The following is a 24909-nucleotide window of genomic DNA, read 5'->3' on the forward strand; positions in this document are numbered from 1 at the left end:
AATCCTCAGCTCAGTTGTGCGCGAGGATCCCCGCCATGATGAAATCGATGCAGTGTTCGCGATAGCGATCGCGCAGTTCCGCGGTTAGCGCCTCGGTATCATAGCAGTGCTTCAGTACCAGGCGCGAGGAGAAGAACCGGTCGCAGGCTCCGGTCGCCGTGAAGTAGAACAGCTGGGGATCGACCTTGCGGAAAACGCCTTGCTTGACCCCGTCCTTGATCAGCCGATCATAGGCGCGGCTCAATGGGCTGAGATAGGAATCGGCGATCCGGTGCGCTTCTTCGGGATCGCTTTCGCGCACTAGCCGCATCAGCAGGCGGTTGAGGTAAGGCGTCTCGTAATAGGTTTCGACCATCTTGCCGATGTGATGGCGCAGCCGTGCTTCGGGATCCCACTCCTTCGACATCAACGCGTCGACCGCGTGGACGATCCCCTGCATGTCGCGATCAAGCAGGGCCTTCATCAATCCGGCCTTGTTGCCGAAATAATACTTCACCAACGCCGAGTTGAGCCCTGAGCGCAGCGACAGTTCGGACAGCGAGATATCGACGATATCGCCTTCGCGCATGATCGTCGAAGCGGTGTGCAGCAGCAGTTCGCGTGCGCCCTCGGGGGCTTCGTTCTGATCAACAGCCAGCTGGCTCATGCGAAGGGCGGCTCCTCTCCCCACCAAGGATAGAAGTCTGGCATATCGCTCGAAACCCGTAGCGGAAAGGCGGGCGGGCGCTTTTCGAGGAAGCTTTGCACACCTTCCTTCGCATCGGCCCCCTTCGACAGGCGGTAGATCGCCCGGCTATCGACCTTGTGCGCCTCCATCGGGTGCGCGCCCGAAGGGATCCGCCAGAGCATGGCGCGGGTCATCGCGACCGAAACGGCTGAGGTGTTGTCGGCAATTTCACGCGCCAGGCCGCGCGCTGCATCAATCAATTCGCCCGGCGCGTGGACGGAGCGGACCAGTCCGCCCTTGAGCGCTTCCTCGGCACCGAAAATCCGGCCAGTCATGCACCATTCGAGCGCCTGATTGATCCCGACGATTTTCGGCAGGAACCAGCTGGAGCACGCTTCGGGCACGATCCCGCGCCGCGCGAAGACAAAGCCATAGCGGGCGTTGTCGCTGGCGAGGCGGATATCCATCGGCAGCTGCATGGTCACGCCTACACCCACCGCCGCGCCGTTGCAGGCCGAGATCAGCGGCTTCTTCGATTGAAACAGGCGGAGCGTCAGCAGCCCGCCACCATCGCGGACGCGCGGATCGGACAGGTCCTCGACCGGCGTCGAGTCCGAAAAGACCGCGCGGCCATCATCGGGCGTCAGGTCAGCCCCGGCGCAAAAGGCACGGTCGCCTGCCCCGGTAAAGATCACCGCCCGGACCGAATCATCGGCGTCGGTGCGGTCCATCGCATCGATGATCTCGTCCATCATCGTGCGGGTGAAGGCATTCATCTTCTCCGGCCGGTTGAGCGTCAGGGTGGCGATGCCTTCGCCAATATGAAGGTCAATCTGCGAATAGCCCATGTCTCTCTCCCGGGGAGGGTGCGGCCGGACGTCAACCTATGACGCCCGGCCAGGTTCCTGTTGCTTAACGGGGCGCCATGCGGATGCCGCCGTCAAGCCGGACATCCTCGCCATTGAAGTAGCCGTTCTCGATCATGCACATGGCGAGATTGGCATATTCATCCGGGTTGCCCAGGCGCTTGGGGTTAAGCACCGAGGCGCCCAGCGCGTCGCGCACGTTCTGCGGCGCACCGGCCAGCAGCGGGGTATCGAAGATGCCCGGCAGGATGGTGTTGACGCGGATCTTCTCGCTCGCAAGGTCGCGAGCAATCGGCAGGGTCATGCCAACCACGCCGCCCTTCGAGGCCGAATAGGCCGCCTGGCCCATCTGGCCGTCTTCAGCCGCGACCGAAGCGGTGTTGACGATCGCGCCGCGATCACCGTCTTCCTGCGGCTCCAGCGTCATCATGCCGGCCGCCGACTTGGCGATGCAGCGGAAGGTACCGACCAGGTTGATCTGGATGATCCAGTTGAAGGCATCCATCGGGAAGTGCTTGATGCTGCCATCTTCCTTGCTGCGGCTGGCAGTTTTGATCGCATTGCCGGTGCCGGCGCAGTTGACCAGGATCCGCTCCTGCCCATGGGCTTCACGGGCCTTGGCGAAGGCGGCATCGACCGAGGCATCGTCGGTCACGTTGCATTCGCAGAACACGCCGCCGATCTCGTCGGCGATAGCCTTGCCCTTCTCTTCCTGCAGGTCGAAGATCGCGACCTTGACGCCCTTGGCGGCCAGCGCCCGGGCGGTGGCAGCACCAAGGCCCGAAGCACCGCCGGTAACGACCGCGGCAACAGTGTTGTCGAGTTTCATTTCAGATTGCTCCCTTGAAGCTTAAACCATTTCCACAATCGTTACGTTGGCGACGCCGCCGCCTTCGCACATTGTCTGCAGACCATACTTGCCGCCGCGCGCCTTGAGCGCGTTGAGCAGCGTCGACATCAGCTTGGTGCCCGAAGCGCCGAGCGGGTGGCCCAGCGCAATCGCGCCGCCATTGACGTTGAGCTTGTCCGGATCGGCGCCGGTATGCTTGAGCCAGGCCATCGGCACCGAGGCGAAGGCTTCGTTGACTTCGTAAAGGTCGATGTCGCCGATCTTCAAACCAGCCTTGGCCAGCGCCTTGTCAGTCGCGAACAGCGGTTCTTCCAGCATAATCACCGGATCGCCGGCGGTCACGGTCAGGGTGTGGATCCGGGCCAGCGGGGTCAGGTTGTAGCGCTTGAGCGCTTCTTCCGAGACGACGAGTGCAGCCGAAGCGCCATCGCAGATCTGGCTGGAGGTCGCGGCGGTCAGTGCGCCGCCTTCCTGCAGCAGCTTGACCCCGGCGATGCCTTCCAGCGTGGCGTCCATGCGGATGCCTTCGTCAATGGTGTGCCACTGCTTGCCTTCGGGGGTTTCGATCTCGATCGGCACGATCTCGTTCTTGAAGGCCCCGGCCTCGGTTGCAGCCTTGGCGCGCAGGTGGCTGGTAAGCGCGAACTGGTCGAGCTGGTCCTTGGTGAAGCCGTGCTTCTTGACGATCATCTCGGCGCCCATGAACTGCGACCAGGAAACGCCGGGATACTTCTCTTCCAGACCGGGCGACTTGTAGTTCCCCAGGCCCTCCTTCATGTGGAAGATCGCGGTGGAGCCCATCGGCACGCGGGTCATGCTTTCGATGCCGGCGGCGATCACCACGTCCTGGGTGCCGCTCATCACTGCTTGCGCCGCAAACTGGATCGCCTGCTGCGAGGAACCGCACTGGCGGTCAATCGTCACCGCCGGGGTCGATTGCGGCAACAGCTTCGAGGCGAGCACAGCATTGCGGCCGACCTGCCCGGCCTGCTGGCCGCCCTGGCTAACGCAGCCCATCACGACATCGTCAACCGCGTTCGGATCAATCCCGGTGCGCGCAACCAGCGCATCAAGCGTGGCGGCGGCAAGATCGACCGGGTGAACTCCGGCCAAGCGTCCGCCGCGGCGGCCGCCGGCGGTGCGGACTGCATCTACGATATAGGCGGTAGCCATCGAACCGATTCCTTTCCTGCGAAACGTGTTTAATCGATCGATTAAGGTGACCCCGGCGGAGCGTCAAGCGTGCATCGCGCGATGAATCGTTTCCTGCGGACCGCAGGTTGCTTGTGCCTGTTGTAAAATGACAACAGCACGACCGAAACCTGTACCTGACCTTAATTCCAAATTGCATCGCAGTACCGGTTATTTCAGGAAGCCCCATCCGGTCCCGCAGGGGACCAGAAGGGTGATTCCCTCTCCAAAGGGCACCTGACTTCGCGCCGATCCGGTTATTGTGCCGGGTCATGATCAAGGGGCTAACACATGAAGTTCTTCAGCAAGTCCGCGCTTTACCGCGCGACCAGCCTGGAAAGCGCCGCCATCGCGGTTGCTATGCTGGGTGTGGCAAGTGTCGCTACGCCGGCCTTCGCGCAGGATGCTGCGCCGCAGGCCAGCCAGACCGCCGAATGCGCCGATGAAAACGCCAACGGCGTCTGCGATTCGGAAGAAGGCGGTCAGATCGTCGTTACCGGCTCGCGTATCGCTCGCCCGACGCTCAGCTCGCCCGTTCCCCTGACCTCGGTCTCGGTCGGTGAACTCACCGAAACCGGCGACGTCTCGCTGGGTGATGCACTGAACGACCTTCCTTCGCTGCGTTCGACCTTCAGCGCTGGCAACTCGTCGCGCTTCATCGGCACCGCCGGCCTCAACATCCTTGACCTTCGTGGTCTCGGCACGCCCCGCACCCTGGTGCTGGTCAACGGCAAGCGCCACATCACAGCCTCGCCGGGTGACTACCTGGTTGACGTGAACACCATCCCGGTTGACCTGCTTGAGCGCGTTGACATCGTGACCGGCGGTAACTCGGCCGTTTACGGTTCGGACGCCGTTGCCGGGGTTGTGAACTTCGTGCTGAAGCGCAATTACGAAGGCCTCGCCTTCCGCGGTCAGGGCGCGATCTCGTCGCGCGGCGACCGTGGCAACTACTTCGTCTCGGGCACCTGGGGCAAGAACTTCGCCGACGGTCGTGGCAACATCGCCATCGCCGCCGAATATGCCAAGGCGGAACCGCTGTTCTTCTATCAGCGTGACGATATCACCGGTGCCCTCACTGGCCGCTGCCAGTTCCAGGTCGTTGAGCCGACCGGCGGCGAACCGGGCGGTACCGATGGCATCTACGACAACGCCTTTGTCTGCGGCGTGCGCAACGCGGCGATCTCGGATGCCGGCACCATCGGCGCGCTTGATCCGTCGACTAGCCCGACCCGTCGCTACCTGCGCTTTGCCAACGATGGCACGCTCTATGCCGACACCCCGACGCTGTCCTATGCTCCGGTCGGTTCAGGCAACCAGATCGGCGGAAATGGCTCGACCCTGCGCAACACCGGCGTGATGGCCGCTGGCACCCAGCGCTTCGCGTTCAACCTGCTTGCGCACTATGACATCAGCGATGCGTTCCGTCCCTATGTCGAAGCCAAGTATGTCCATGTCGATGCTTTTGGCGAAGGCCAGCCGAGCTTCTTCCAGGGCTCGATCCCGGGCTTCTTCGGCGGTGGTGCGGAACTGAGCTGCTCCAACGGCTTCCTATCGGCGCAGAACCTGACCCAGCTGCAGGCGACCGGCCGTTGCCTTTCGCCGACCGGCGTTTTCACCATGTCGCGCTTCAACGTCGACTTTGGTGGTCGTAGCGAAGACCACAACCGCAAGACCTTCCGCATCGTCGGCGGGATTGAAGGCACGTTCAACGATGACTGGAACTACGAAGTTTCCGTCAACTACGGGCGCTTCGAAGCCGATGTTGCTGCGAAGAACAACCTGCTGCTGTTCGATCTGGCCGGCAATGACGACGGCTTCTTGCTGGCAACTCAAGCGGTCGTGGCTCCGGCTGGTTTCAGCGGTTCGAACTTTGCGACCAATTCGTCGGGTCAGCGCGTGATCTGCGCGATCAACGCCACCACCAACGTTCGTCCCGACTGCGTCCCCGTCAACCTGTTTGGTTTCGGCAAGTCCAGCCAGGCCGCTCTGGACTTCATCCATTCGGATGGCATCCGCACCGAGCGCGCAGAATCGCTGAACTTCCTGGCCAGTGTTTCGGGTGACAGCTCGCAGCTGTTCGAACTGCCTGGCGGCCCGATCGGCTTCGTGCTGGGCGGCGAATACCGTGAAGACACTGCCTCGAGCGTGTGGGACGATTTCACCGCCAGCGGTTCGACCTTCCTGAACGCTCTGGCGCCGTTCACTCCGCCCAAGGTTACCGTGAAGGAAGCCTTCGGTGAGCTCGACGTGCCGCTGCTGAAGGACATGCCGTTCGCCAAGGAACTGTCGGTCCGCGGCGCTGCTCGCGTGTCGGACTACAACACCCGCGCCGGCACTGTCTGGGCGTGGAACGTTGACGGCATCTGGGCGCCGATCGAGGACATCCGCTTCCGTGCGGCTTACGCGGTTTCGGTCCGCGCGCCGACGCAGAGCGACCTGTTCGCGGCCGGTTCGCAGAACTTCGCCTTCATCGCCGACCCCTGCGACAGCAACAACATCACCGGCAACCCGAACCGCGCTGCAAACTGCGCCGCGGCCGGCGTTCCGACGGTGCACAATGCTGCTTCGGCCGCGGCTTGCGCCACCACCGCGTTCAACGGCGCGGTTGGTTCGCCCTGGCGGAACTGCACCGCGCTCACCTCGAGCACGCCATTCCTCTCGGGCGGTAACCCGACCCTGAACTCGGAAAAGGGCAAGAGCCTTACCCTGGGTGTGGTGATCGAACCGCGGTTCATCCCGGGCCTCAACCTGACGATCGACTACTATCGGATCAAGGTTGAGAACGTGATTTCGGCCCTTGGTGCCCAGCAGATCGTAAACCTCTGCTATGACACCGCTGGCGGGATCTCCAACCCGTACTGCGCCACCGTCAACCGCAATGCCTCGACCGGTCTGTTCGTGGATCCGGCCGTGATCGCGGGCGGCATCAACTTCGCGGCGCTGAAGGCCGACGGTATCGACATCGACCTGTCGTATCGCAAGACCTTCGACAACGGTCACCGTCTGTCGCTGCGCGGGATCGCGACCCGGGTGCTGAAGCGTGAAAACTTCACCAACCCGCTGTTCCCGCAGGAACCGAACCGCATCAAGGACGAGCTGGGCGACCCGAGCTGGGCGGCCAACTTCAACATCAACTATGACTTCGGTCCGGTCGATGTGTCCTACAACCTGCGTTACATCGGCAAGCAGACCATCGGTACCTGGGAAGCCCAGAACCCCTACCAGGGGATCTGCCCGACCAGCGGCTCGACCGGTTACACCGGCCGCACCTGCACGCCGAACACGCTGACCACCCTGGACCCGCAGAACCTCGATCAGTTCCCGCAGGTCTATTACCCGGGTGTGATCTACCACAATGCCCGCGTGAACTTTGAAACCGCCGACAAGAAGTACAGCTTCTACATGGGCGTCGACAACTTCACCGACCGCAAGCCGCCGCTCGGCCTGCTGGGCACTGCCGGTGGTGACCCGTACGAAACCTTCGGCCGGTTCTTCTACGCCGGTTTCCGCGCCAACTTCTAAGGCACGGGCCGCAAGGCAAAAGATCGGGGGCCGGAACGCAAGTTCCGGCCCCCTTTCTTTGTGTCCGTGGCTGGCTGTATCAGACCGTGATCGTCAGCGCGCCATCGCCCTCGTCGATCTTGACCGTGCTGCCATCGGGGATCTCCCCGCCCAGCAGCTTCTCGGCCAGCGGGTCCTGCAGATAGCGCTGCACCGCCCGCTTCAACGGCCGCGCGCCATAGACCGGATCGTAACCGACCCGGCCCAGCCAGCGCTTGGCGGCGTCGGTCAGCTCGAGCACGATCTTGCGGTCCTTCAGCAGCTTGGCCACCCGGCCAACCTGGATCTCGACGATCGGCGCCATGTGCTCCACGCCCAGGCGGTGGAACAGGATGATCTCGTCCAGCCGGTTGAGGAACTCGGGGCGGAAATGCCCGCGCACGACTTCCATCACTTGCGGCTCGACGCTTTCAACGTCCTGCCCGTCTTCCAGGTTCGCCAGATACTGGCTGCCCAGGTTGCTGGTCAGGATGATCAGCGTGTTGGTGAAATCGACCTGGCGGCCCTGCCCATCGGTCAGGCGGCCATCGTCGAGCACCTGCAGCAGGACGTTGAACACGTCGCTGTGGGCCTTCTCAACCTCGTCGAACAGCACGACCTGGTAGGGCCGGCGCCGCACCGCTTCGGTCAGCACGCCGCCTTCCTCATAGCCGACATAGCCCGGAGGCGCGCCGATCAGGCGGGCGACCGAATGCTTCTCCATGAACTCCGACATGTCGATGCGGACCATTGCGGTATCGTCATCGAACAGAAACCCGGCGAGTGCCTTGGTCAGCTCGGTCTTGCCGACGCCCGTGGGGCCCAGGAACAGGAACGAGCCCAAGGGCCGGTTCGGGTCCTGCAGCCCGGCGCGGGCACGCCGCACCGCCTTTGACACGGCGACCACCGCATCCTGCTGGCCGATCACGCGCTGACCGATTGCCTCTTCCATCTTGAGCAGCTTTTCGCGCTCGCCTTCCATCATCCGGTCGACCGGGATCCCGGTCCAGCGGCTGACCACGGCGGCGATGTCGTCAGCGGTCACCTCTTCGCGCAGCAATGCGTTTTCCGAAGCGCCCTGCGCATCGGCCAGCTGCTTTTCGAGCTCGGGGATGCGGCCGTACGAAAGCTCACCCGCCTTCGCGAGGTCACCATTGCGCTGGGCCTGCTCCAACTCGAGCCGGGCGTGATCTAGTTGCTCCTTGATCTTGCCTTCAGCAGCGATCTTGTCGCGCTCGTTCTGCCAGCGCGTGGTCAGCTCGGCGGACTGCTGCTCAAGGTTGGCCAGCTCTTCCTTCAGTGCCGCAAGACGATCCTTCGAAGGCTGGTCGCTCTCCTTGGCGAGCGCCAGTTCCTCGATCTTCAGCTGGATGATCCGCCGGTCGAGCACTTCGATTTCCTCGGGCTTGCTCTCCACTTCCATGCGGATGCGGGAAGCCGCCTCGTCCATCAGGTCGATTGCCTTGTCGGGCAGGAAGCGGTCGGCAATGTAGCGGTTGGATAGCGTTGCCGCGGCGACGATCGCATTGTCAGCGATCCGCACGCCGTGGTGCAGCTCATACTTTTCTTTGAGACCGCGCAGGATCGAAATCGTGTCCTCGACCGTTGGTTCGCCCACAAAGACCGGCTGGAAGCGCCGCTGCAGCGCAGGGTCCTTCTCAACGTACTTCTGATACTCGTCGAGCGTGGTCGCGCCGATGCAGTGCAGTTCGCCGCGGGCCAGCGCGGGCTTGAGCAGGTTGGAGGCGTCCATCGCCCCCTCGCCCTTGCCCGCCCCGATCAGGGTGTGCATCTCGTCGATGAACAGGATGATCTCGCCTTCGGCGCCCTTGACCTCGTCAAGCACAGCTTTGAGACGTTCTTCGAACTCGCCACGGTATTTGGCGCCCGCGATCAGGCTGCCCATGTCGAGCGACATCAGTCGGCGATCCTTGAGGCTGTCGGGCACGTCGCCATTGGCGATGCGCAAGGCAAGGCCCTCGGCAATCGCAGTCTTGCCGACTCCAGGCTCGCCGATCAGCGCGGGATTGTTCTTGGTCCGCCGGGCCAGAATCTGGATCGTGCGCCGAATTTCCTCGTCGCGGCCAATCACGGGATCGAGCTTACCGTCGCGCGCGGCCTGGGTCAGGTCGCGGGCATACTTCTTCATCGCGTCATAGGCGTTCTCGGCACTGGCGTTGTCAGCAGTGCGCCCGCCAGTGAGCTCCTGAATCGCAACCTCCAGCTTCTGTGCATCAACGCCGGCCGCCTTCAGCGCCTGCCCAGCCGGATTGGTCGTACCCAGCGCGAGCGCCTGGAGCATCCGTTGGACCGAGACGAAGCTGTCCCCGGCCTTGCTCGAAAGCTGTTCGGCGGCGTCAAGCAGGCGGACGGAATCATTTTCCAGCCCCGGTGCCGCTTGCGCGCCGCTGCCCGAAACGGCCGGGATCTTGCCCAGCGCTTCGTCCACCTTGGCCTGGGCTATGCCGACATTGCCGCCCGCGCGCTGGATCAGACCGGCAGCCATGCCTTCGTTGTCTTCGAGCAGCGCCTTCAGGATGTGTTCCGGCGTGATCCGCTGATGGTTTAGCCGGATCGCCACGGTCTGCGCGGACTGCAGGAAGCCTTTGGCGCGGTCGGTAAATTTTTCGAGGTTCATCGGTGTATCACCCTCCTGTGACACCGAAAGTAGTGTTGCTTATCGGCAACACAAGAGGGTGATACGAGAAAAGATCAGGTTACGGCTTCCAGGTCCGCGCCAGTTCATCGAGCAGCCGCACGCCAAAGCCGGTCGCCCCCTTGGGGGACAAGGGTTTGGCTGTATCGCTCATTTCATTGCCGGCAATATCAATGTGAGCCCAGGGCGTGGCCGGATCGACAAAATAGCCGATAAAGTGCGCACCGTGGCCGGCACCGGGCGGCACACCCTCGGTGCCGTGCTTGATATCGGCCACATCGGACTTGAGATCCTCGGCGTAGTTGGGGTGCAGCGGCAGACGCCAGACGGCCTCGCCCGTCGTCTCGCCCGCCGCCTGGACCGCAGCAACCAGTCCGTCGTGACGGCCGAACAGCCCGGCATACTCATCGCCCAGCGCCGTGACCTTGGCCCCGGTCAGGGTCGCGACATCGACAATGGCGGCGGGCTTGCGGGTGGCCGCCACATACTCGATCCCATCGACCAGAACCATCCGGCCCTCCGCATCGGTGCTGAAGATCTCGGCGGTCTTGCCGCTCATCGTGCGGACGACATCGCCGGGCCGCTGCGCGTTTCCGTCCGGCATATTCTCAGCCAACGCGGCGACCGCAACAACGTGAACCGGTGCCTTGCTCTTGGCGAGGCTCAGCGCAGCGCCTACCACGGCGCCCGCGCCCGACATGTCAGCCTTCATCCGCCACATGCCCGCACCCGGCTTGATCGAAACGCCACCGCTGTCAAAGGTGATGCCCTTGCCGACCATCGCCAGCGGGGCGGCATCGCTGCCCTTGTAGGTCACCAGCAGCAGCCGCGAACCGCGCGGGCTGCCCTGCCCGACGCCCAGGATTGAGCCCATGTTGAGCTTGCGCATCGCAGCCTCGTCCAACACTTCGATCGAAACGCCGGGAACCCCGGCAAAGGCTTCACGCGTGCGGGCAATGAAACTGTCTGGGTAGATCGTCGAAGCCGGCTCGTTCGACAGGTCGCGGCTGAACCGCACAGCTTCGGCGGTCGCGGCGTGGCGGCCGCTCCAGGCAGCCTGAGCCGTCGCCGTGTCGCTGCCGAGGATCGTTACGGCTGCGGTCGAAGGAGCCGCGCCGGTCGTGGTTTTGTAGCGGTCAAAGCGGTACTGCCCCAGCGCATAGCCTAAGGCCGCATCGGCCATCAGCGCGCCGCTACCGGCCCCAGCGATGGCGATAGGGGCCTTCTCGCTACGCAGTTCCTGCGCGGCCTTCCCAGCGGCCTCCATTACCGCCTTGCTGCCGCCGTCCTTGCCGAGACCCATCATCAGAATGCGCGGACGCGCGCCGATTCCGCGCAGAGAGAGGGCTTCATTGGCCTTGGCCGCAAAGCCGCCAGCGGCCAGCGCGGCCTCGACCGCCCTGCGCTCGTCTGCCGAAAGCGGCGCATCGGCGGGGATCGCCTTGTCAGCGGTCAGGACGACCAGAGCCGCATCCGCGGGCGCAGCAGCGGCAAAGCCGATCGGGCGTTCGGCGCTGTTCTTCGCGGTCGAAGCGGGAACGCCCGAACCTATCACGGTCTGAGCCTGGGCCGGAGCGGTAGGCAAAACGAAGGCAGCAAGGCAGGTAGCGGCCAGGAAGAGGCGCATGGTGATTTTCTCCCAAGACAAGCCCCCCAGCCCGTTGCCGCGCAATTGACCATCTTTGCCGAGCATTTCAAGGTGGGCCACAGCAGCCAAAACGAAAATCTGAAGGGGAGAATCATGGGTTGGATGGGCAAGGGGCTTGGCGGCCTGATCGTTGTGACAGCGATTGCCGCCGTTACGCTCGCTTCATGGGAACCCTATCTTGCCGAGCAACCTGGCCCCCCGCCCCCGCGGCGCGACTATCGCGCCGAGGTGCTCCGCGACGAATGGGGCGTACCGCACATCATCGGCAAGACCGACGCCGATGTCGCCTTCGGCACGGCCTGGGCCCATGCCGAGGACGATTTCAAGACGCTGCAGGAAGTCGTGGCCATGACCCGCGGCCGCTATGGCGCGATCGCCGGGATGGACGGGGCGGGTGTCGACTTCGCCTATCACTTCGTGGGCGCGCGCGATGCGGCTAATCGCGACTATGATCAGCTGCCGGCCGATGTCCGCGCCGTGCTGGAAGCCTATGCCGCGGGCCTCAACCGCTATGCTGCCCAGCACCGCAGCGAGATCCGCCTGACGCGGCTATTCCCGGTCAACGGCAAGGATATCGCCACCGGCTTCGCCTTGCGACTGCCCTTTTTCTTTGGGCTGGACCGGGTGCTGAGGCCGCTGAGCGAGGGGACAGAATTCCGTCCGGAGCACGGCCCGCGGCTGGATGGCAAGCCGGCACCGCTGTTCGGTGAGGGCGGCGGCGATCAGCTTGTCACCTCGCGGCCGATGCCCTTGCCGATTGGCGAGACGGTTGAGAACGCCGGATCCAACGCCTTTGCCATCGCTCCCAAACGCTCTGGCGATGGGGTAACCCGTCTGTTTTCCAACAGCCATCAGCCCTGGCGCGGTGGGGTCGCCTGGTACGAGCTGCGCATTTCGAGCCAGCAGGGCTGGAACTTTGCCGGGGCAACCTTCCCCGGCTCACCCTTCCCGTTCATGGGCCACAATGCCAACCTGGGCTGGACCAACACGGTCAACCGGCCCGACCTGATCGACATCTACCGGCTGGAGCTCGACAAGATCGGCACCCGCTATCGCCTTGATGGCAAATGGCAGAAACTAGCGGGCAAGCGCGTGTGGTTGCCGGTGCGGTTCGGCCCCTTCGTATTGCCGATACCGCGCACCGTCTGGCGCACCGCCCACGGCCCGGCGCTGATAAATGCGCGCGGAGCCTTTGCGGTGCGCTATGCCGGAATGGGCCGGATCGACAGCGTGACGCAGTATTACCGCATCACCAAAGCCCAGGACTTTGGGCAATGGCAGGCAGCGATGGCCATGCAGGCCGTGCCCGCCACCAATTTCATCTACGCAGACAAGGCCGGCAATATCGCCTATTGGTACAATGCCGCCCTGCCCGACCGGAAGGCGGGCCCCAACTGGCGCAGCGTGGTGCCGGGCGATCGCTCCGACCTGATCTGGCAAGGCCCGATCGCCTGGCGCCTGGTGCCCAAGGTGGTCAATCCGGCTTCCGGCTATGTCTTTAATTCAAACAACACGCCGTTCCTGGCTGCGGGTCCGGGCAGCGAACTGGATCCGGCCAAGGTTCCGGCGATCTGGGGGGTCGAAACCGATCTGACCAATCGCACCCTGCGCGCCGCCAAGTTGCTGGCCGAAACACCCCGGATCGGCCGAGAGGAACTGCTGCGGATCAAGTTCGACACCGGATATGAACGCGCCGGCTATGTGGCCTGGATGCTCGACGGGATCGCGAAGCTGAAGCTGTCAGGTGAGCTAGCCGCGGCCCAGCGCCTGCTCGCCGGGTGGGACATGACCGCCGATGGGCGCGGCAATGGCGCCGATGCCCTGGCGGTCATGGTGCTCGAACCGGCAATGAAGGCCAGCTACGGCCTGAAAAGCCCCCCGGACCCAGGGTCCGTGCTGGCAGAAAGCGTCGCGCACCTGAAGCAGCACTTCGGCCGGATCGACCCGCCGCTAGGTGAGGTGCTGCGCATTCGCCAGGGCAAGGTCGACCTGCCGATGGACGGCGGCGGCGATACCCTGCGCGCCGCGACCGACTGGGATGTCGATCCCGACGGCAGGCTTTCGGTCAAACACGGTGACAGCTTTGTCATGCTGATCGAATGGGACAAGGCCGGCCAGGTCCGCTCGGAGTCGATCCAGCCCTATGGCGCAGCAACCACCCGCCCGAACAGCCCGCACTATGCCGACCAGGCACCGCTGTTCGCCGCCAAGCGGTTCAAGCCGGTCTACTTCGATCGTCCCAGCATCCTCGCCCATGCCCGCAGCCGCGAGGTGGTGACCAACTGAAGCCAAACGAAAAGGGGCCCGGTTGCCCGGACCCCTTCGCTTGGTTCGAACTGGATGATCAGCGGGTGCCGATCGTGTCCGCTGGAGCAGCCGGGTCGCCACTGACGGTGCCGCCATTGGCCGGCGTTGCCCGCGCCAGAAGGATGCCGGCCAGGTGCGGCGTCGCCATCGAAGTGCCGCTGATGGTGTTGTAGCCACCGCTCAGCCAGGTCGACTTGATCGACACGCCCGGTTCCGCATAGTCGATCGGGGGGTTGCCATAGTTCGAGAAGCTGGCCCAGACATCGCCGTTGGCGAAGGCCGATACTGTGAAGACGTTTGGACCATTCGCACGAGCCGGCGAGTGGTTGTTGGCATTATCGGATTCGTTACCTGCCGCGAGCGCGAACTTTACGCCGCCAGCAGCCGCGGCAATCACCGCATCGTCAAGGGCCTGGCTGACGCCGCCGCCCAGGCTCATGTTGGCAACATCGCCTGCCCGGCCCGCGCTGCCGACATAGTCGACCCCGGCGATGACGCCCGAATTGGTTCCGCTGCCACGACGATTGAGCACGCGGACGGCTACCACGGGCGCACCCGGTGCCACGCCGATCACGCCAATCGTATTATTCAGTGCCGCAATCGTGCCGGCAACGTGCGTGCCGTGGCCGTTCTCATCCCAGGGCAGCGTCGTGCCGCCGAGGAAGCTGCGGCTGCGCGCCGTATCGACATTGAGATCGGGATGGGTCTGATCGATCCCGGTATCGATCACCCAGGCGGTGCCAAAGGTGCCAGCAGCCCCGCCATTCACGCGAGCGATGCCCCACGGGGTTTCCTGCGGCGGCTGGGTGCCGCCACCGCCGGGCCGTGCTTCGATCCGGATCGGCGGGGTCGCCATGAACTGGTCTTGCTCGCAATAGGCAATGTTTGGATTGGCGGCCTTCATGCGTTCGATCGCGGCGGCCGGCATGTTGGCCGAAAAGCCGCGGATGGTGTTGCGGTAGACATGACCCATCTGCCCACCATGGGCCTGGACGGCACCGCGCGCCTCAGCCTCTGCCTGGCCGCGTCCAACCGCGCCGGCCTTGAACACGCAAATATAGGCGTTCGGGATCTTCTCTCCCGCCACCTGAGCCTGGGCCGGCACGGCCAGTGCGGCAAACGGCAGTGCGGCAAGCGCCAATCGGATCGTCTTGGTCATAATCCCCGTTCTCCCATGAGATTCACATCAGTGCGACCGTCCCCGTAAGAACACGGAGCGATGGCTGAGACTAACGCACAAACAGCATTAGTCTAGTGCCGGAATTTCCCAATTCTACACAGTTTAACAAATATTTGTTGTTAGCCAACTACGCCTTGGGAAAGATTGTTTCACCGCCTCCCACCCAGGCGAAGTGACGCTCAATTCTTCGTATCTTGCGAGCCGGCAGTTGCTCCACCAGATGGTGGTGCAGCGCCCGTCGCGCTCTCTTCAAAGCGGCGATGACGCACGATGTGCGGTGTAATGACAATGTAGAGCTCGGTCTTCGAGCGGGTCGATCGCTCGATCTTGAACAATTCGCCCGCCAGCGGGATGTCACCAAGGATCGGCACCTTGCCCTTGCGGCGCAGGACGTTTTCCTGCGTTAGGCCGCCGATCACGAAAGTCTCCCCATCCCGCACCGAAGCAGAAGTCTCGGCCTCGCGCTGGCTGATCGTGGGGTAGCCCTGCGAAAAGCCGGTAACCGAGGAAACCACGCCATAAATCTGGGAGGTGACATAGCCATCCGGGCTGACCCGCGGCGCGATCTGCAAGGTCACCCCGACATTCACATACTGCACCTGCTGCGAGACAGCGTTGACCCCGGAGAGCGCAATTGAGGTCAGGATTGGCAGGGCATCCCCGGTAATGATCTTTGCGGTGGAACCCGATTGGGCCGCGATGCGCGGACGCGAGAGGATGCGCCCTTCACCCTTCTCGATCTGCGCATAGATCGCCGCCTGAAGCACGCCGGATGGCAGTACGTCGCGCGGATTGAGGCTGATGCTGTTTGGCAGGAAAGAGCCTGTTTCAAGCCGTCCGGCTGCAATCTGCCCAGCGCCATTATTGAAATCGATGCCCAGGTTCTTTGCGCCGGATTCGGTCAGTTCGACAAACTGTGTTTCGAGGATGACACTGTCCACTGGCACGTCGATCAGTTCGATCTGATCCTTGATCCGCTCGATGTATTCGGCGCTGCCCGTGATCCAGATCGCATTGAGCCGTCGGTCGATCCCCAAGCCGTTGCCAAACGCCTGGCCGAGCGGCTTAGGCTGAGCCTGCGCGGCGCTCTGGCTCTGATAGTAACTCGGCTGATTGCCCGCAGCAGGTGAACCAAAGCCGGGCTCGCGGCGAATGAACACGTTGTTCGGCTCGATAGTGGTGCCATCGCCCAAGAGGCCGATCACTTCGCTGACATCGGCATATTTAAGCGGCACCAGTTCATACCGATCGCCCGGATTTAGAGCCGCTCGCGGGCTAAGCTCGCTGGCTTTCGCCACCGGCTCGCTCTGCGAACCAAGCGGACGGCTACCTGTCGCCTCTTCTTCACTGACAGGCCGGATCTTGATCTGGATCGTTGCCGGACCAGCCGGTTCGATCGAAGCCGTCGCAGGCCTTACCGTATCGAAGCGGATGACCAGATCGGCACCGCGCGTCTCAAAAGAGACCATGCGGACCAGTCCTTTCTGCACGCTACGGACCGGGATCGAATTCACCCGCAACGTGTTGCGGATAATCAGGGCGGGACTTTCCGGATTGGAGTTGAGCGGTTCGACCCTGGGCTCCTGCGGAGAAAAGCGGGCGATAAAGCCGGCCTGCCCTTCATCAGCGGTAACCGTCTTGAGCTCTTCCAGAACCGAAGGGATCGGCGCGCCTTGTGCCAGCAGCGGAACGGTCGGCGCCAGCAGCACTACCCCGACCGCAGCCAGCGCAATGGCCAGCAACCGCATGGAAAATTTGAGCAAACCCCGCCCTCCAGGCCCACAGGATAGCAGGCGTTCAGCAAAGCGTAATCGGCTCGGCACGATTCGCAAGGGGCTGACGGCACTTGCATGCCCATCTGTTGCAGGCTGGTGACAAAGTGCTGAAACGGCCTAGTCTTTGCAGGACACGGGAAGAGGAGCCTTGGCGATGCGGCGGATCATAACAGGGGCCGGTCTGGCCATGCTGGCGGGCAGTGGACTGGCGCAGGAGCGGTCGGCGCAGGGCGATCTGTCGGTCACGATCTACAACAATGGCCAGGCGCTGGTGCAGGATGTGCGGCAGGTCAATCTGCCCGCCGGCAAGTCACGGCAGGAGTTTCCCGATGTCTCGGCCCAGATCCGCTCCGAAACGGTGACACTGGGCGGCGAAGGCTTCGGGATTGTCGAGCAGAACTTTGACTATGACCTGCTCTCCCCCGCTGCGCTGATGGAGAAGGCCGTGGGACAGACGGTCACCCTGCTGCACACAAATCCGGCGACCGGTGCCGAAACCCGCGAGCGGGCAACGGTGCTGGCGGTCAACGGCGGTGTGGTCCTGCGGATCGGCGAGCGGATCGAGGTGCTGCGCGACGATGGCCTGCCGGTGCGGGTGATCTTCGATGCCATCCCGCCCGGCCTGCGCGCCCGCCCGACGCTGAGCGTGACTGTCGATGCTGCCAAGGCTGGCCCGCGCCCGATGTCGCTCAGCTACCTGACCCCGGGCCTGGGCTGGAAGGCGGACTATGTCGCGCTGTTCGACGACAAAGCCGGGAAAATAGATGTCCAGGGCTGGATCACCCTGACCAACAGCACCGGCACCACCTTCAGCAATGCCCGGGCCTTGCTGGTGGCGGGCAGCGTCGGGCGGATCAACCAGTCACCGGCCTATTACCGCGGTGCCGGCAGCCGTCCGCGCGGCAATGTCGCCGGAACGGAGAGTGGGACCAGCCAGCGGCTGGGCGATTTTCACGTCTACCCGATCGAGGGTCGCACCACGATCGCCAATGCCCAGACCAAGCAGGTCAGCTTCCTTGATGCCGTAGGCGTGCCGGCGCGGCGCGGATATGAGTTTCGCAGCGGCTGGCTGGCCAGCGCGGACCAGGCTGAAAGCGCAGCCTCGATCCTCAAGTTCTCTTCCGCTCGCCAGGGCGGGATCGGCGAGGCGCTGCCAGCGGGGGTCGTCCGTGTCTACATGCGCGACAGCCGCGGCCAGGCGCAGTTCATTGGGGAGAGCGACATTCCGCACACCCCGGCCGGCTCGTCATTGGCACTGCGCACCGGTGATGCCTTTGACGTGAAGGTCCAGCCGGTGGTCGAGAAGCGTGAGAGCATCACCACCGACGAGTGGGAGAAGTTCGAACGCTGGCGGGTGACCATGCCCGATGGCTCGGTGCGCGAAACCGCGGTCGAGCGGCCCAAGCAGTTCTGGCGCACCCAGATGAAATACATCGTCACCAACGCCAAGCCCGAACCGGTGACGGTCGACGTGGTCCAGGGCGGCCTTGGCCAATGGTGGTGGTGGCGCGATGTCCGTGTGCCGCAGGAGAGCATCAAAGGCATGCAGGAGAACGCCGACGAGCGCCGCTGGGAGGTGCCGGTGCCGGCCAACGGCAAGGTTGAACTGACCGTCACCTTCCTCACGCCCTGGTAAGCGCTTGCGCCGCTTCGCCGCCCTGCTGCTGTTGATCGCCGCGCCGCTGGCTGCGCAAGAGCGCGCGCCAGTCGTCATCTCGGCCGTGCCAGAAAAGGTTGCGGTGACGCTCTATCGCGATCCCGACCGGGGCGAGGACCCGATTGATGCGGATGACCCGTCTTCGCTGGCGCTGATCGTCGAAACCCGTACTGTCACCCTGCCCGCCGGAGTGGCAACGGTACGGTTTGAAGGCGTCGCTGGCGGGATTGTCCCCCAGACCGCAATCATGTTCAACGCCGCACCGCGCGAACGCAACCGCGACGCTGCATTGCTCTCACACGGCGGGCTGGTCGATGCCTTCACCGGCCAGCGCGTGACCCTGCGCCACACCGATCCGGCCACCGGCAAGACGGTGGAGGAAAGCGCGACGATCCGTTCCGCCGCCGACCGACTGGTGGTGACCACACCGCGCGGGATCGAGGCGCTCTATTGTTCGGGCCTCAACCAGACCGTTCTCTACCCTAACGTTCCAGCAACGCTCTCGGCCAAGCCGGTGCTGTCGATGACCACGCGTGACCAGCCGGGCGGCACGGTAACGATCACCCTAGCCTATTTGGCTACCGGGTTCGATTGGGACGCGAACTACGTCGTTACGATCGCTCCAGATGGCCAGTCAGTCGGCCTGCTGGGCTGGCTGACCATGGCAAGCGGCGACGAAACGACCTTTCCCGAAGCTACGCTCGCCGCCGTGGCGGGCCGCATCCAGCGCTCGGACGCGACCAGCGACGACACCGGCGAAGACGCCCGCTGGGCCGCCAGTTCGCTTAACCGAAGTTGGGGCTGCTGGCCGGCTGGCACGACTTCCAGCGGGCTCCGTTCGCCGCCACCGCCACCCCCGCCCGCGCCACCGCCGATGATGATGGCAATGGCCGATTCAGCTGAGATCATCGTCACGGGCATGCGGCGCGAAGCCTCGCTGATGTCGGCACCTGTCGCGGTCACTGCCGTGATGGAGGGCCTGGGCGATCTCAAGCTCTATCGCGTGCCGATACCGGTCACCGTCGCGGCCCAGTCGCAGAAGCAGGTTGCCTTTCTGGCCAAGGACGAGATCAAGGGCGTGCTGGCCTATCGCTCAAAGGTGGAGTGGAACGAACCGAGCGATCCGCAGATCCTGTTCCGCTTCAAGAATAGTGAGAAGGAGGGCCTGGGCAAGCCGCTCCCGGCTGGTCGCCTGGTGTTCTACCAGGATGGCGAAAACGGCACGATGGTGATGGGCGAAAGCACTCTGCCGGACAAGGCAGTCGACGAGGAGGTCGAACTTGAGATCGGCAATAGCGAGGAGGTGACGCTTGAGCACGAGGAAGAGGCCAGCGATCTAAAGGGCAAGTGGGCCGATCACCTGGTCACGGTCAAGAACGCCAACCCCTTTCCGATCCGCTTCGAGCTGGAGTTTCCGACCGGCAGCGACATGCGTTTTTCGCGGCTTTCCGGGCGAACCGAGCGCAAGCCCGGCAAGCAGGTGCTGGTGCTGGCCGTGCCCGCCAACAGCGAGCAGCAGGTCCGCTATCGCAGCACCGAGGTGCGCCAGCCCGGTGACTAGGCCGGTGACTAAAACCGCAGGTCCAGCCGCGTTTGCAGTTGGTCGAAAAGACGGCGCATGCGCTGGCGCCTGCGTCCCGCTCTGCTAGCTAAGGCGCGACGTCGCAAAAGGGGCCTGTTATGCCACGATTCTTTACTGCATCGATCATCGCACTTGCCATTGCCGGGACCCCGGCCCTGGCCAAGGACACTGCTAAGGACCCGCAACCGGCACCGCTTTCGGCGCTCGTGAAGTCGGTCAATATTCCCTACCAGCAGTTCACCCTGCCCAATGGTCTGCAGGTCCTGGTCCACACTGATCGCAAGGCACCGGTCGTCGCCGTTTCGGTCTGGTACGGGGTCGGTTCCAAGCATGAGCCCAAGGGCAAAACCGGATTTGCGCACCTGTTCGAACACCTGATGTTCAACGGCTCGGAAAACTCCCCGGGCGATTTCTTCAAGCCGCTGCAGGAAGTCGGCGCGACCGATTTCAACGGCACCACCTGGTTTGATCGCACCAACTATTTCCAAACCGTGCCGACCGGCGCGCTCGACCGGGCGCTGATGCTGGAAAGCGACCGGATGGGCTATCTGCTCGGCGCGGTGACCCAGGAAAAGCTGACCAACCAGATCGGCGTGGTCCAGAATGAAAAGCGCCAGGGTGACAACCAGCCCTATGGTCTGGTCGAATATGAGCAGCTGGAGAACCTCTATCCCTCGGGCCACCCTTACCACCACTCGACCATCGGCTCGATGGCAGACCTCAGCGGTGCCAGCCTTGAAGACGTGAAGCAGTGGTTCCGCGACAACTACGGCCCCAACAATGCGATCCTGGTGCTGGCCGGTGACATCGACCTGCCGACCGCTCAGGCCAAGGTGACCAAGTGGTTTGGCGCGATCCCGGCTGGTCCCAAGATCAAGCCGGTGAGTGTACCGGTGCCCGATCTGCCGGCGCCGCTGGCCAAGACCATCAAAGACCAGGTGGCGACCACGCGGATCTACCGCATGTGGGCGATCCCCGGCCTCGACAATCCTGATTACCTCGCGCTGGAAGCCGGCGCTTCGGTGCTGGGCGGCCTCGCCAGCTCGCGTCTCGATGACGCGCTGGTCCGCCAGCAGAAGGTCGCTGTTGGCGTCACCGCCGATGCCCAGATCTTTGCCCAGGGCGGCCAGTTCGTGATCTATGCCGACGTCAAGCCGGGAGAAGACCCGGCCAAGGTTGGTGCCGCGCTCGATGGCGAAGTGGCAAAGTTCCTGCGTGAAGGCCCGACCCCTGACGAACTGCGCCGGGCCAGCACGACCTATGCCACCAACGAGATCCGCGGGCTCGAATCGGTCGGCGGATTCAGCGGCAAGGCCCCCACGCTGGCGGAAGGCCTGCTCTACAACGGCACGCCGGGCCACTACCGGATCGCGCTCGACCGGATGGCCAAGCTGACCCCGGCGGCGGTCCGCACCGCGATGCAGAAGTGGCTTTCGCGCCCGGTCTTCTCGCTGACAGTTGAGCCTGGCACCCGCACCGAAGGCGGTGAGAACCGCGGCGGCTATGTCGTCTCGCCCGACGGCCTGGGCGCGCGCCCGGCCTTCTTCCGCGATCCGCTGTTCCCGGTCGCCGGGGCTGGCGGTGCAGCCACGGCAACCCAGGCAGACCGCTCCAAGCTGCCCGAGGTGGGCGAACTGACCCCGCTTGATTTCCCGACGATCGAACGGGCCAAGCTCTCCAACGGGATGCAGGTCTACTTCACCCGGCGCGCAGCTGTGCCGGTGGTCTCGGTCCGCGTCTCGTTTGATGCCGGCTTTGCCGCCGATCCCAAGTCGGCGCTCGGCACCCAGGCGCTGCTGCTGCGGCTGATGAACGAAGGCACGGAAAAGCTCGATTCGACCGAGCTGGCCCGCGCCCGCGAGCGCCTTGGCGCCAACATCCGCGGCTTTGCCGATACCGACACCACCTCGTTCCAGCTCGATACGGTAACGCCCAACCTGGCGCCGTCACTCAAGCTGTTCTCGGACTTCATCCGCCGCCCGGCGCTGGCCCCGGCCGAACTGGAGCGGGTCCGCGTCCAGCAGCTTGCCGCGATCCGCGCCGAGCTGAAGAATCCTGGCCCAATCGCCAGCCGCGTGCTTCAGCCACTGCTCTACGGCAAAGACCACCCCTATGGCATCGCGCCGTCGGGCACGGGTGATCCGGCCGTGGTCGAAAAGCTGACCCGTGAGCAGCTCAAGGACTTCCACGACCAGTGGTTCCGCCCAGAAACCGCCAAGGTCTTCGTCAGCGGCAATACCTCGCTGGCCGAAGTGACCAAGCTGCTCGAAGCCAGCTTCGCCGACTGGAAGGGCCCGGCCGGCCCTGCACCGACCAAGAACTTCAACGTGCCCATCCCGGTCCAGTCGGAACGGATCGTGCTGGTCGACCGTCCGGCCTCGCCGCAGTCGCTGATCCTGGCGGGCAAGGTCCTGCCGGTGAAGGGCACCGATGATCTGCTGACGCTGCGCTCGGCCAACGATATCCTGGGCGGCAACTTCCTCTCGCGCATCAACATGAACCTGCGCGAGACCAAGGGCTGGTCCTATGGCGCCGGCAGCGGCGTGGGCAACACCCAGGACCGGGTCACATTCCGCGTCCAGGCACCGGTCCAGGCTGACCGTACCGGGGATTCGATCGCCGAGATCCGCAAGGAACTGACCAGCTTCCTCACAACCAACGGCGTGAGCGCCGAGGAGCTGGGCTGGTCAACCACCGGCAGCGCGCGCGAACTCCCCGGCTCATTCGAAACCTCGGGTGACGTGCTGGGCGGCCTGGTCAACATCGTCAACTTCAAGCGGCCGGACACCTGGTACGAGACCCTGGCCGATCGCTACAAGACGATGACCGCAGCCGAGCTCGACGCCAAGGCGCGCGAGATGAAACTGGGCGAAGGTCTGGTCTATGTCGTGGTCGGCGATGCCAAGGTGGTCGAACCGCAGCTTAAGCAGCTCGGCCTTCCGGTAGAGGTAATTCCAGCCGCCAAGTGACCCTGCTCTGGCCCGCGCGCTGCCCGATTGACAGCGGCGCGCGGGCGAGCAAGGAAGAACTTACTTACCCCGCTGTAAGTTGAGGAGAGAATCGATGTCGATTGCAGGCACTTATGAATGCGTGACCAAGACCCCGATGGGCGATCAGAAGAGCGAGTTCACGATCGTGGTTGATGGTGACACCTTCACCGGCAAGAACGCCGGGGCGATGGGTTCGATGGACCTTGAAAACGGCAAGATCGACGGCAACAAGCTGACCTGGTCAATGAAGATGACCGTCCCGATGCCGATGACGCTGGAAGGCGAAGCAACCGTCGATGGCGACACGATCACCGGCGGCGTAAAGGCCGGCGCATTCGGCACTTTCCCGATGAGCGGCACCCGCAAGGGCTGATCTCGGCGAACCGAACAGCAAGGGCGCCGGAGGCAGTGCTTCCGGCGCCCCTTCTTTTGCCCGCAAGGCTTACTTCTTGATCTTGACCTGGGTCTTGATGACCGGGTTGGGCACATCTTGTCCGGTACGCAGATCGATAACCGTATCGCGGCGATAGGCCAGCACGCCTTGGATCGGGGGAATCCGCGTGAACATCAGCGCGTAGTAGTTGTTGAGCTTGCCGTGGGCGTGGAACTCGGCCTGCACCGCGGGCAATGCCTTGAGGCTGTCCGGCACGCCATAGGCCAGCTTGGGCCGTCCGGCACCAGGCATGTCAACCGGTTCGCCCTTCTTTGCCGCCTTCTCCTCTGCCCGCCGCCAGGCGTCGGCGCTCGCGACATCCCAGTCCTTCACAGCATCGGGCGCAGCGATCAGGAAGTTGCCCAGATCGGTGATCACGCCTGGCTTCACTTCGAACCGGACTGTTCCCATGCAGAAGCACTGTCCGCCGGTGATCCCGCCCGGCTGCATCAGCACCGGACCATAATAGATGTAGGTGCCTGGTTTAACTGCAGTGAGGTAGTTGAAGCGACTTGCGACTTCATCCTTGTTATAGATGAACATCGGCCCGAACGACACGGTATCGCGCAATTCGATCGGATCGATCGAGAAGTTCTCGGGCGTTGGCTCGACCGGGGGTTCGGGTGGCGCCTTGCGGGTCTGCTTGGCGATGGCAACTTCGGCTTCCCAGTCTTTGACCTTGCTGGGGTACTTCTTCTGCGCCTTGGCGAAGGCTTCGTCCCAGTCCTTCTTGTGTTCGGCGCGGGTGCTGTCATCCGGCACGCGCAGGAAAGTCCCGAAAGTGCGGTAGTTAGCCTGGATGAAGATATAGCCTGATGCCGGATCGAGCTTCTGCTTGCCCGAAACAAGGTTTTTCTCCTCGACCGCCTGGGCCAGGACCAGTGATGGAGCAACCAGCGCGCTGGCCGCCAGGATCAGTTTAAGTGCGCGGATCACAGCCCCAACTCCTTCGTCTCGGGCTTAGGCCCCGATGCCACCAGTGCCTGGATCTCAAGCGCGTCGTCGCGCTCGCCCTCCTTCTTGCGGCCGTGACCTTCCTCGAAGTTGAAGTCCTTCCACAGCTCTCCGGAAATGCCGTAGCGCTGATAGCCCTTGAAACCCATGCAGTTGCGCAGATTGATCCGGCGCTGCTGGCGGCGCGCGGCCGAACCGAAGATCGCATCGGCGATCAGGCCGCCAACTGCCGAGCCGATCCCGGCGGCCAAGACGCCATAGTTCGCCATGGCGCCGGCCATCGCCGCACTGCCATCAAGATAGATGCTTGAGCCGCTCGCGAGGGCGTCACATTCGCGAATGTCCGAATAGGCTTCAGCAAAGCCGGTGCCTTCGCGGTGGAAATAGAAGTACTTGTCGAAGTCGGCCTCGTCCGCCGGGGTCGGGGTGAAGTCCAGCTTGGGCATGGCCAGCGTGGCCGGATCGGGCAGCTCATAGGGCACGATCTGCGGCGCGGCCTGCTCCTGCGCCCCCACCGGCATCGACGCGAAGGCCACGGCAACAGCCGTAACCAGCGAAACACTCCGCATTCTGGACCCCTCCCCCGGACATCAATTGGGAGGTTTCTGCG

Annotated in this window: 16 protein-coding genes; 6 read left to right on the forward strand and 10 right to left on the reverse strand. The window is 63.8% G+C overall.

Features of this window, described 5'->3' with window-relative positions:
- Positions 1-10 precede the first annotated feature (10 nt).
- From FRF71_RS01685 to FRF71_RS01700, 4 genes are all read right to left on the reverse strand, one after another.
- On the reverse strand, positions 11-646 hold the full coding sequence (locus FRF71_RS01685) for a TetR-type transcription factor C-terminal domain-containing protein (protein ID WP_147088928.1): 636 nt from the start codon (positions 644-646) through the stop codon (positions 11-13).
- Positions 643-1515: a crotonase/enoyl-CoA hydratase family protein gene (locus tag FRF71_RS01690; protein WP_147088929.1), complete on the reverse strand. Its 873-nt coding sequence runs from the start codon at positions 1513-1515 to the stop codon at positions 643-645. Before FRF71_RS01690 ends, FRF71_RS01685 begins: the two co-directional genes overlap by 4 nt.
- 64 nt (positions 1516-1579) lie before the next feature.
- The gene (locus tag FRF71_RS01695) at positions 1580-2362 is read right to left on the reverse strand and encodes an SDR family NAD(P)-dependent oxidoreductase (RefSeq protein ID WP_147088930.1); all 783 of its coding nucleotides are present in this window, start codon (positions 2360-2362) and stop codon (positions 1580-1582) included.
- A 21-nt stretch (positions 2363-2383) separates the two neighbouring features.
- A complete protein-coding gene (locus FRF71_RS01700) occupies positions 2384-3556 on the reverse strand; it encodes an acetyl-CoA C-acetyltransferase (RefSeq protein WP_147088931.1) in 1173 nt (390 codons plus the stop codon).
- Between the two features lie 309 nt (positions 3557-3865).
- Between FRF71_RS01700 and FRF71_RS01705 the strand changes: the two genes are divergently transcribed.
- Entirely contained in the window at positions 3866-7099 is a 3234-nt protein-coding gene (locus FRF71_RS01705; RefSeq protein ID WP_147088932.1) for a TonB-dependent receptor domain-containing protein, read from the forward strand.
- A 79-nt stretch (positions 7100-7178) separates the two neighbouring features.
- Here FRF71_RS01705 and clpB read toward each other — a convergent pair whose 3' ends face one another.
- Positions 7179-9755, reverse strand: a complete 2577-nt coding sequence (gene clpB, locus FRF71_RS01710; RefSeq protein ID WP_147088933.1) for an ATP-dependent chaperone ClpB — start codon at positions 9753-9755, stop codon at positions 7179-7181.
- A gap of 79 nt (positions 9756-9834) precedes the next feature.
- On the reverse strand, positions 9835-11400 hold the full coding sequence (locus tag FRF71_RS01715; protein WP_147088934.1) for a leucyl aminopeptidase family protein: 1566 nt from the start codon (positions 11398-11400) through the stop codon (positions 9835-9837).
- Between the two features lie 114 nt (positions 11401-11514).
- Here FRF71_RS01715 and FRF71_RS01720 point away from each other — a divergent pair, with 114 nt between their 5' ends.
- On the forward strand, positions 11515-13707 hold the full coding sequence (locus FRF71_RS01720) for an acylase (RefSeq protein WP_238339355.1): 2193 nt from the start codon (positions 11515-11517) through the stop codon (positions 13705-13707).
- Between the two features lie 58 nt (positions 13708-13765).
- On the opposite strand, the gene FRF71_RS01725 is transcribed toward FRF71_RS01720, so the two are convergent.
- On the reverse strand, positions 13766-14887 hold the full coding sequence (locus FRF71_RS01725) for a S8 family serine peptidase (protein ID WP_147088935.1): 1122 nt from the start codon (positions 14885-14887) through the stop codon (positions 13766-13768).
- A 200-nt stretch (positions 14888-15087) separates the two neighbouring features.
- Positions 15088-16671 (reverse strand): type II secretion system protein GspD, encoded by a 1584-nt coding sequence (locus tag FRF71_RS01730; RefSeq protein WP_147088936.1) that lies wholly within the window; start codon positions 16669-16671, stop codon positions 15088-15090.
- 166 nt (positions 16672-16837) lie between these two features.
- On the opposite strand from FRF71_RS01730, the gene FRF71_RS01735 reads away from it, so the two are divergent.
- From FRF71_RS01735 to FRF71_RS01750, 4 genes are all read left to right on the forward strand, one after another.
- A complete protein-coding gene (locus FRF71_RS01735) occupies positions 16838-18319 on the forward strand; it encodes a DUF4139 domain-containing protein (RefSeq protein WP_147088937.1) in 1482 nt (493 codons plus the stop codon).
- A 4-nt stretch (positions 18320-18323) separates the two neighbouring features.
- Positions 18324-19901 carry a DUF4139 domain-containing protein gene (locus FRF71_RS01740; protein WP_147088938.1) on the forward strand — a complete coding sequence of 526 codons (1578 nt, stop codon included), beginning with the start codon at positions 18324-18326 and terminating at the stop codon, positions 19899-19901.
- Between the two features lie 119 nt (positions 19902-20020).
- Positions 20021-22891, forward strand: a complete 2871-nt coding sequence (locus tag FRF71_RS01745) for a M16 family metallopeptidase (protein ID WP_147088939.1) — start codon at positions 20021-20023, stop codon at positions 22889-22891.
- A 94-nt stretch (positions 22892-22985) separates the two neighbouring features.
- Complete coding sequence (locus FRF71_RS01750; RefSeq protein WP_147088940.1) at positions 22986-23285, forward strand: hypothetical protein; 300 nt, start codon at positions 22986-22988, stop codon at positions 23283-23285.
- 69 nt (positions 23286-23354) lie between these two features.
- Here FRF71_RS01750 and FRF71_RS01755 read toward each other — a convergent pair whose 3' ends face one another.
- On the reverse strand, positions 23355-24281 hold the full coding sequence (locus FRF71_RS01755; protein ID WP_147088941.1) for a hypothetical protein: 927 nt from the start codon (positions 24279-24281) through the stop codon (positions 23355-23357).
- The gene (locus FRF71_RS01760; protein WP_147088942.1) at positions 24278-24868 is read right to left on the reverse strand and encodes a hypothetical protein; all 591 of its coding nucleotides are present in this window, start codon (positions 24866-24868) and stop codon (positions 24278-24280) included. The genes FRF71_RS01755 and FRF71_RS01760 overlap by 4 nt, the downstream gene beginning before the upstream one ends.
- Between the last annotated feature and the right edge of the window lie 41 nt (positions 24869-24909).

This window comes from Novosphingobium ginsenosidimutans (assembly GCF_007954425.1).
GTDB lineage: Bacteria > Pseudomonadota > Alphaproteobacteria > Sphingomonadales > Sphingomonadaceae > Novosphingobium > Novosphingobium ginsenosidimutans.

Excerpts from the sequence above, each read along its gene's own strand:
- FRF71_RS01735 (WP_147088937.1), top strand. The coding sequence starts at position 16,838 with ATGCGGCGGATCATAACAGGGGCCGGTCTGGCCATGCTGGCGGGCAGT.
- FRF71_RS01760 (WP_147088942.1), bottom strand. The coding sequence starts at position 24,868 with ATGCGGAGTGTTTCGCTGGTTACGGCTGTTGCCGTGGCCTTCGCGTCG.
- FRF71_RS01700 (WP_147088931.1), bottom strand. The coding sequence starts at position 3,556 with ATGGCTACCGCCTATATCGTAGATGCAGTCCGCACCGCCGGCGGCCGC.
- FRF71_RS01690 (WP_147088929.1), bottom strand. The coding sequence starts at position 1,515 with ATGGGCTATTCGCAGATTGACCTTCATATTGGCGAAGGCATCGCCACC.
- FRF71_RS01750 (WP_147088940.1), top strand. The coding sequence starts at position 22,986 with ATGTCGATTGCAGGCACTTATGAATGCGTGACCAAGACCCCGATGGGC.
- FRF71_RS01745 (WP_147088939.1), top strand. The coding sequence starts at position 20,021 with ATGCCACGATTCTTTACTGCATCGATCATCGCACTTGCCATTGCCGGG.
- FRF71_RS01715 (WP_147088934.1), bottom strand. The coding sequence starts at position 11,400 with ATGCGCCTCTTCCTGGCCGCTACCTGCCTTGCTGCCTTCGTTTTGCCT.
- clpB (WP_147088933.1), bottom strand. The coding sequence starts at position 9,755 with ATGAACCTCGAAAAATTTACCGACCGCGCCAAAGGCTTCCTGCAGTCC.
- FRF71_RS01695 (WP_147088930.1), bottom strand. The coding sequence starts at position 2,362 with ATGAAACTCGACAACACTGTTGCCGCGGTCGTTACCGGCGGTGCTTCG.
- FRF71_RS01685 (WP_147088928.1), bottom strand. The coding sequence starts at position 646 with ATGAGCCAGCTGGCTGTTGATCAGAACGAAGCCCCCGAGGGCGCACGC.
- FRF71_RS01725 (WP_147088935.1), bottom strand. The coding sequence starts at position 14,887 with ATGACCAAGACGATCCGATTGGCGCTTGCCGCACTGCCGTTTGCCGCA.
- FRF71_RS01705 (WP_147088932.1), top strand. The coding sequence starts at position 3,866 with ATGAAGTTCTTCAGCAAGTCCGCGCTTTACCGCGCGACCAGCCTGGAA.
- FRF71_RS01720 (WP_238339355.1), top strand. The coding sequence starts at position 11,515 with ATGGGTTGGATGGGCAAGGGGCTTGGCGGCCTGATCGTTGTGACAGCG.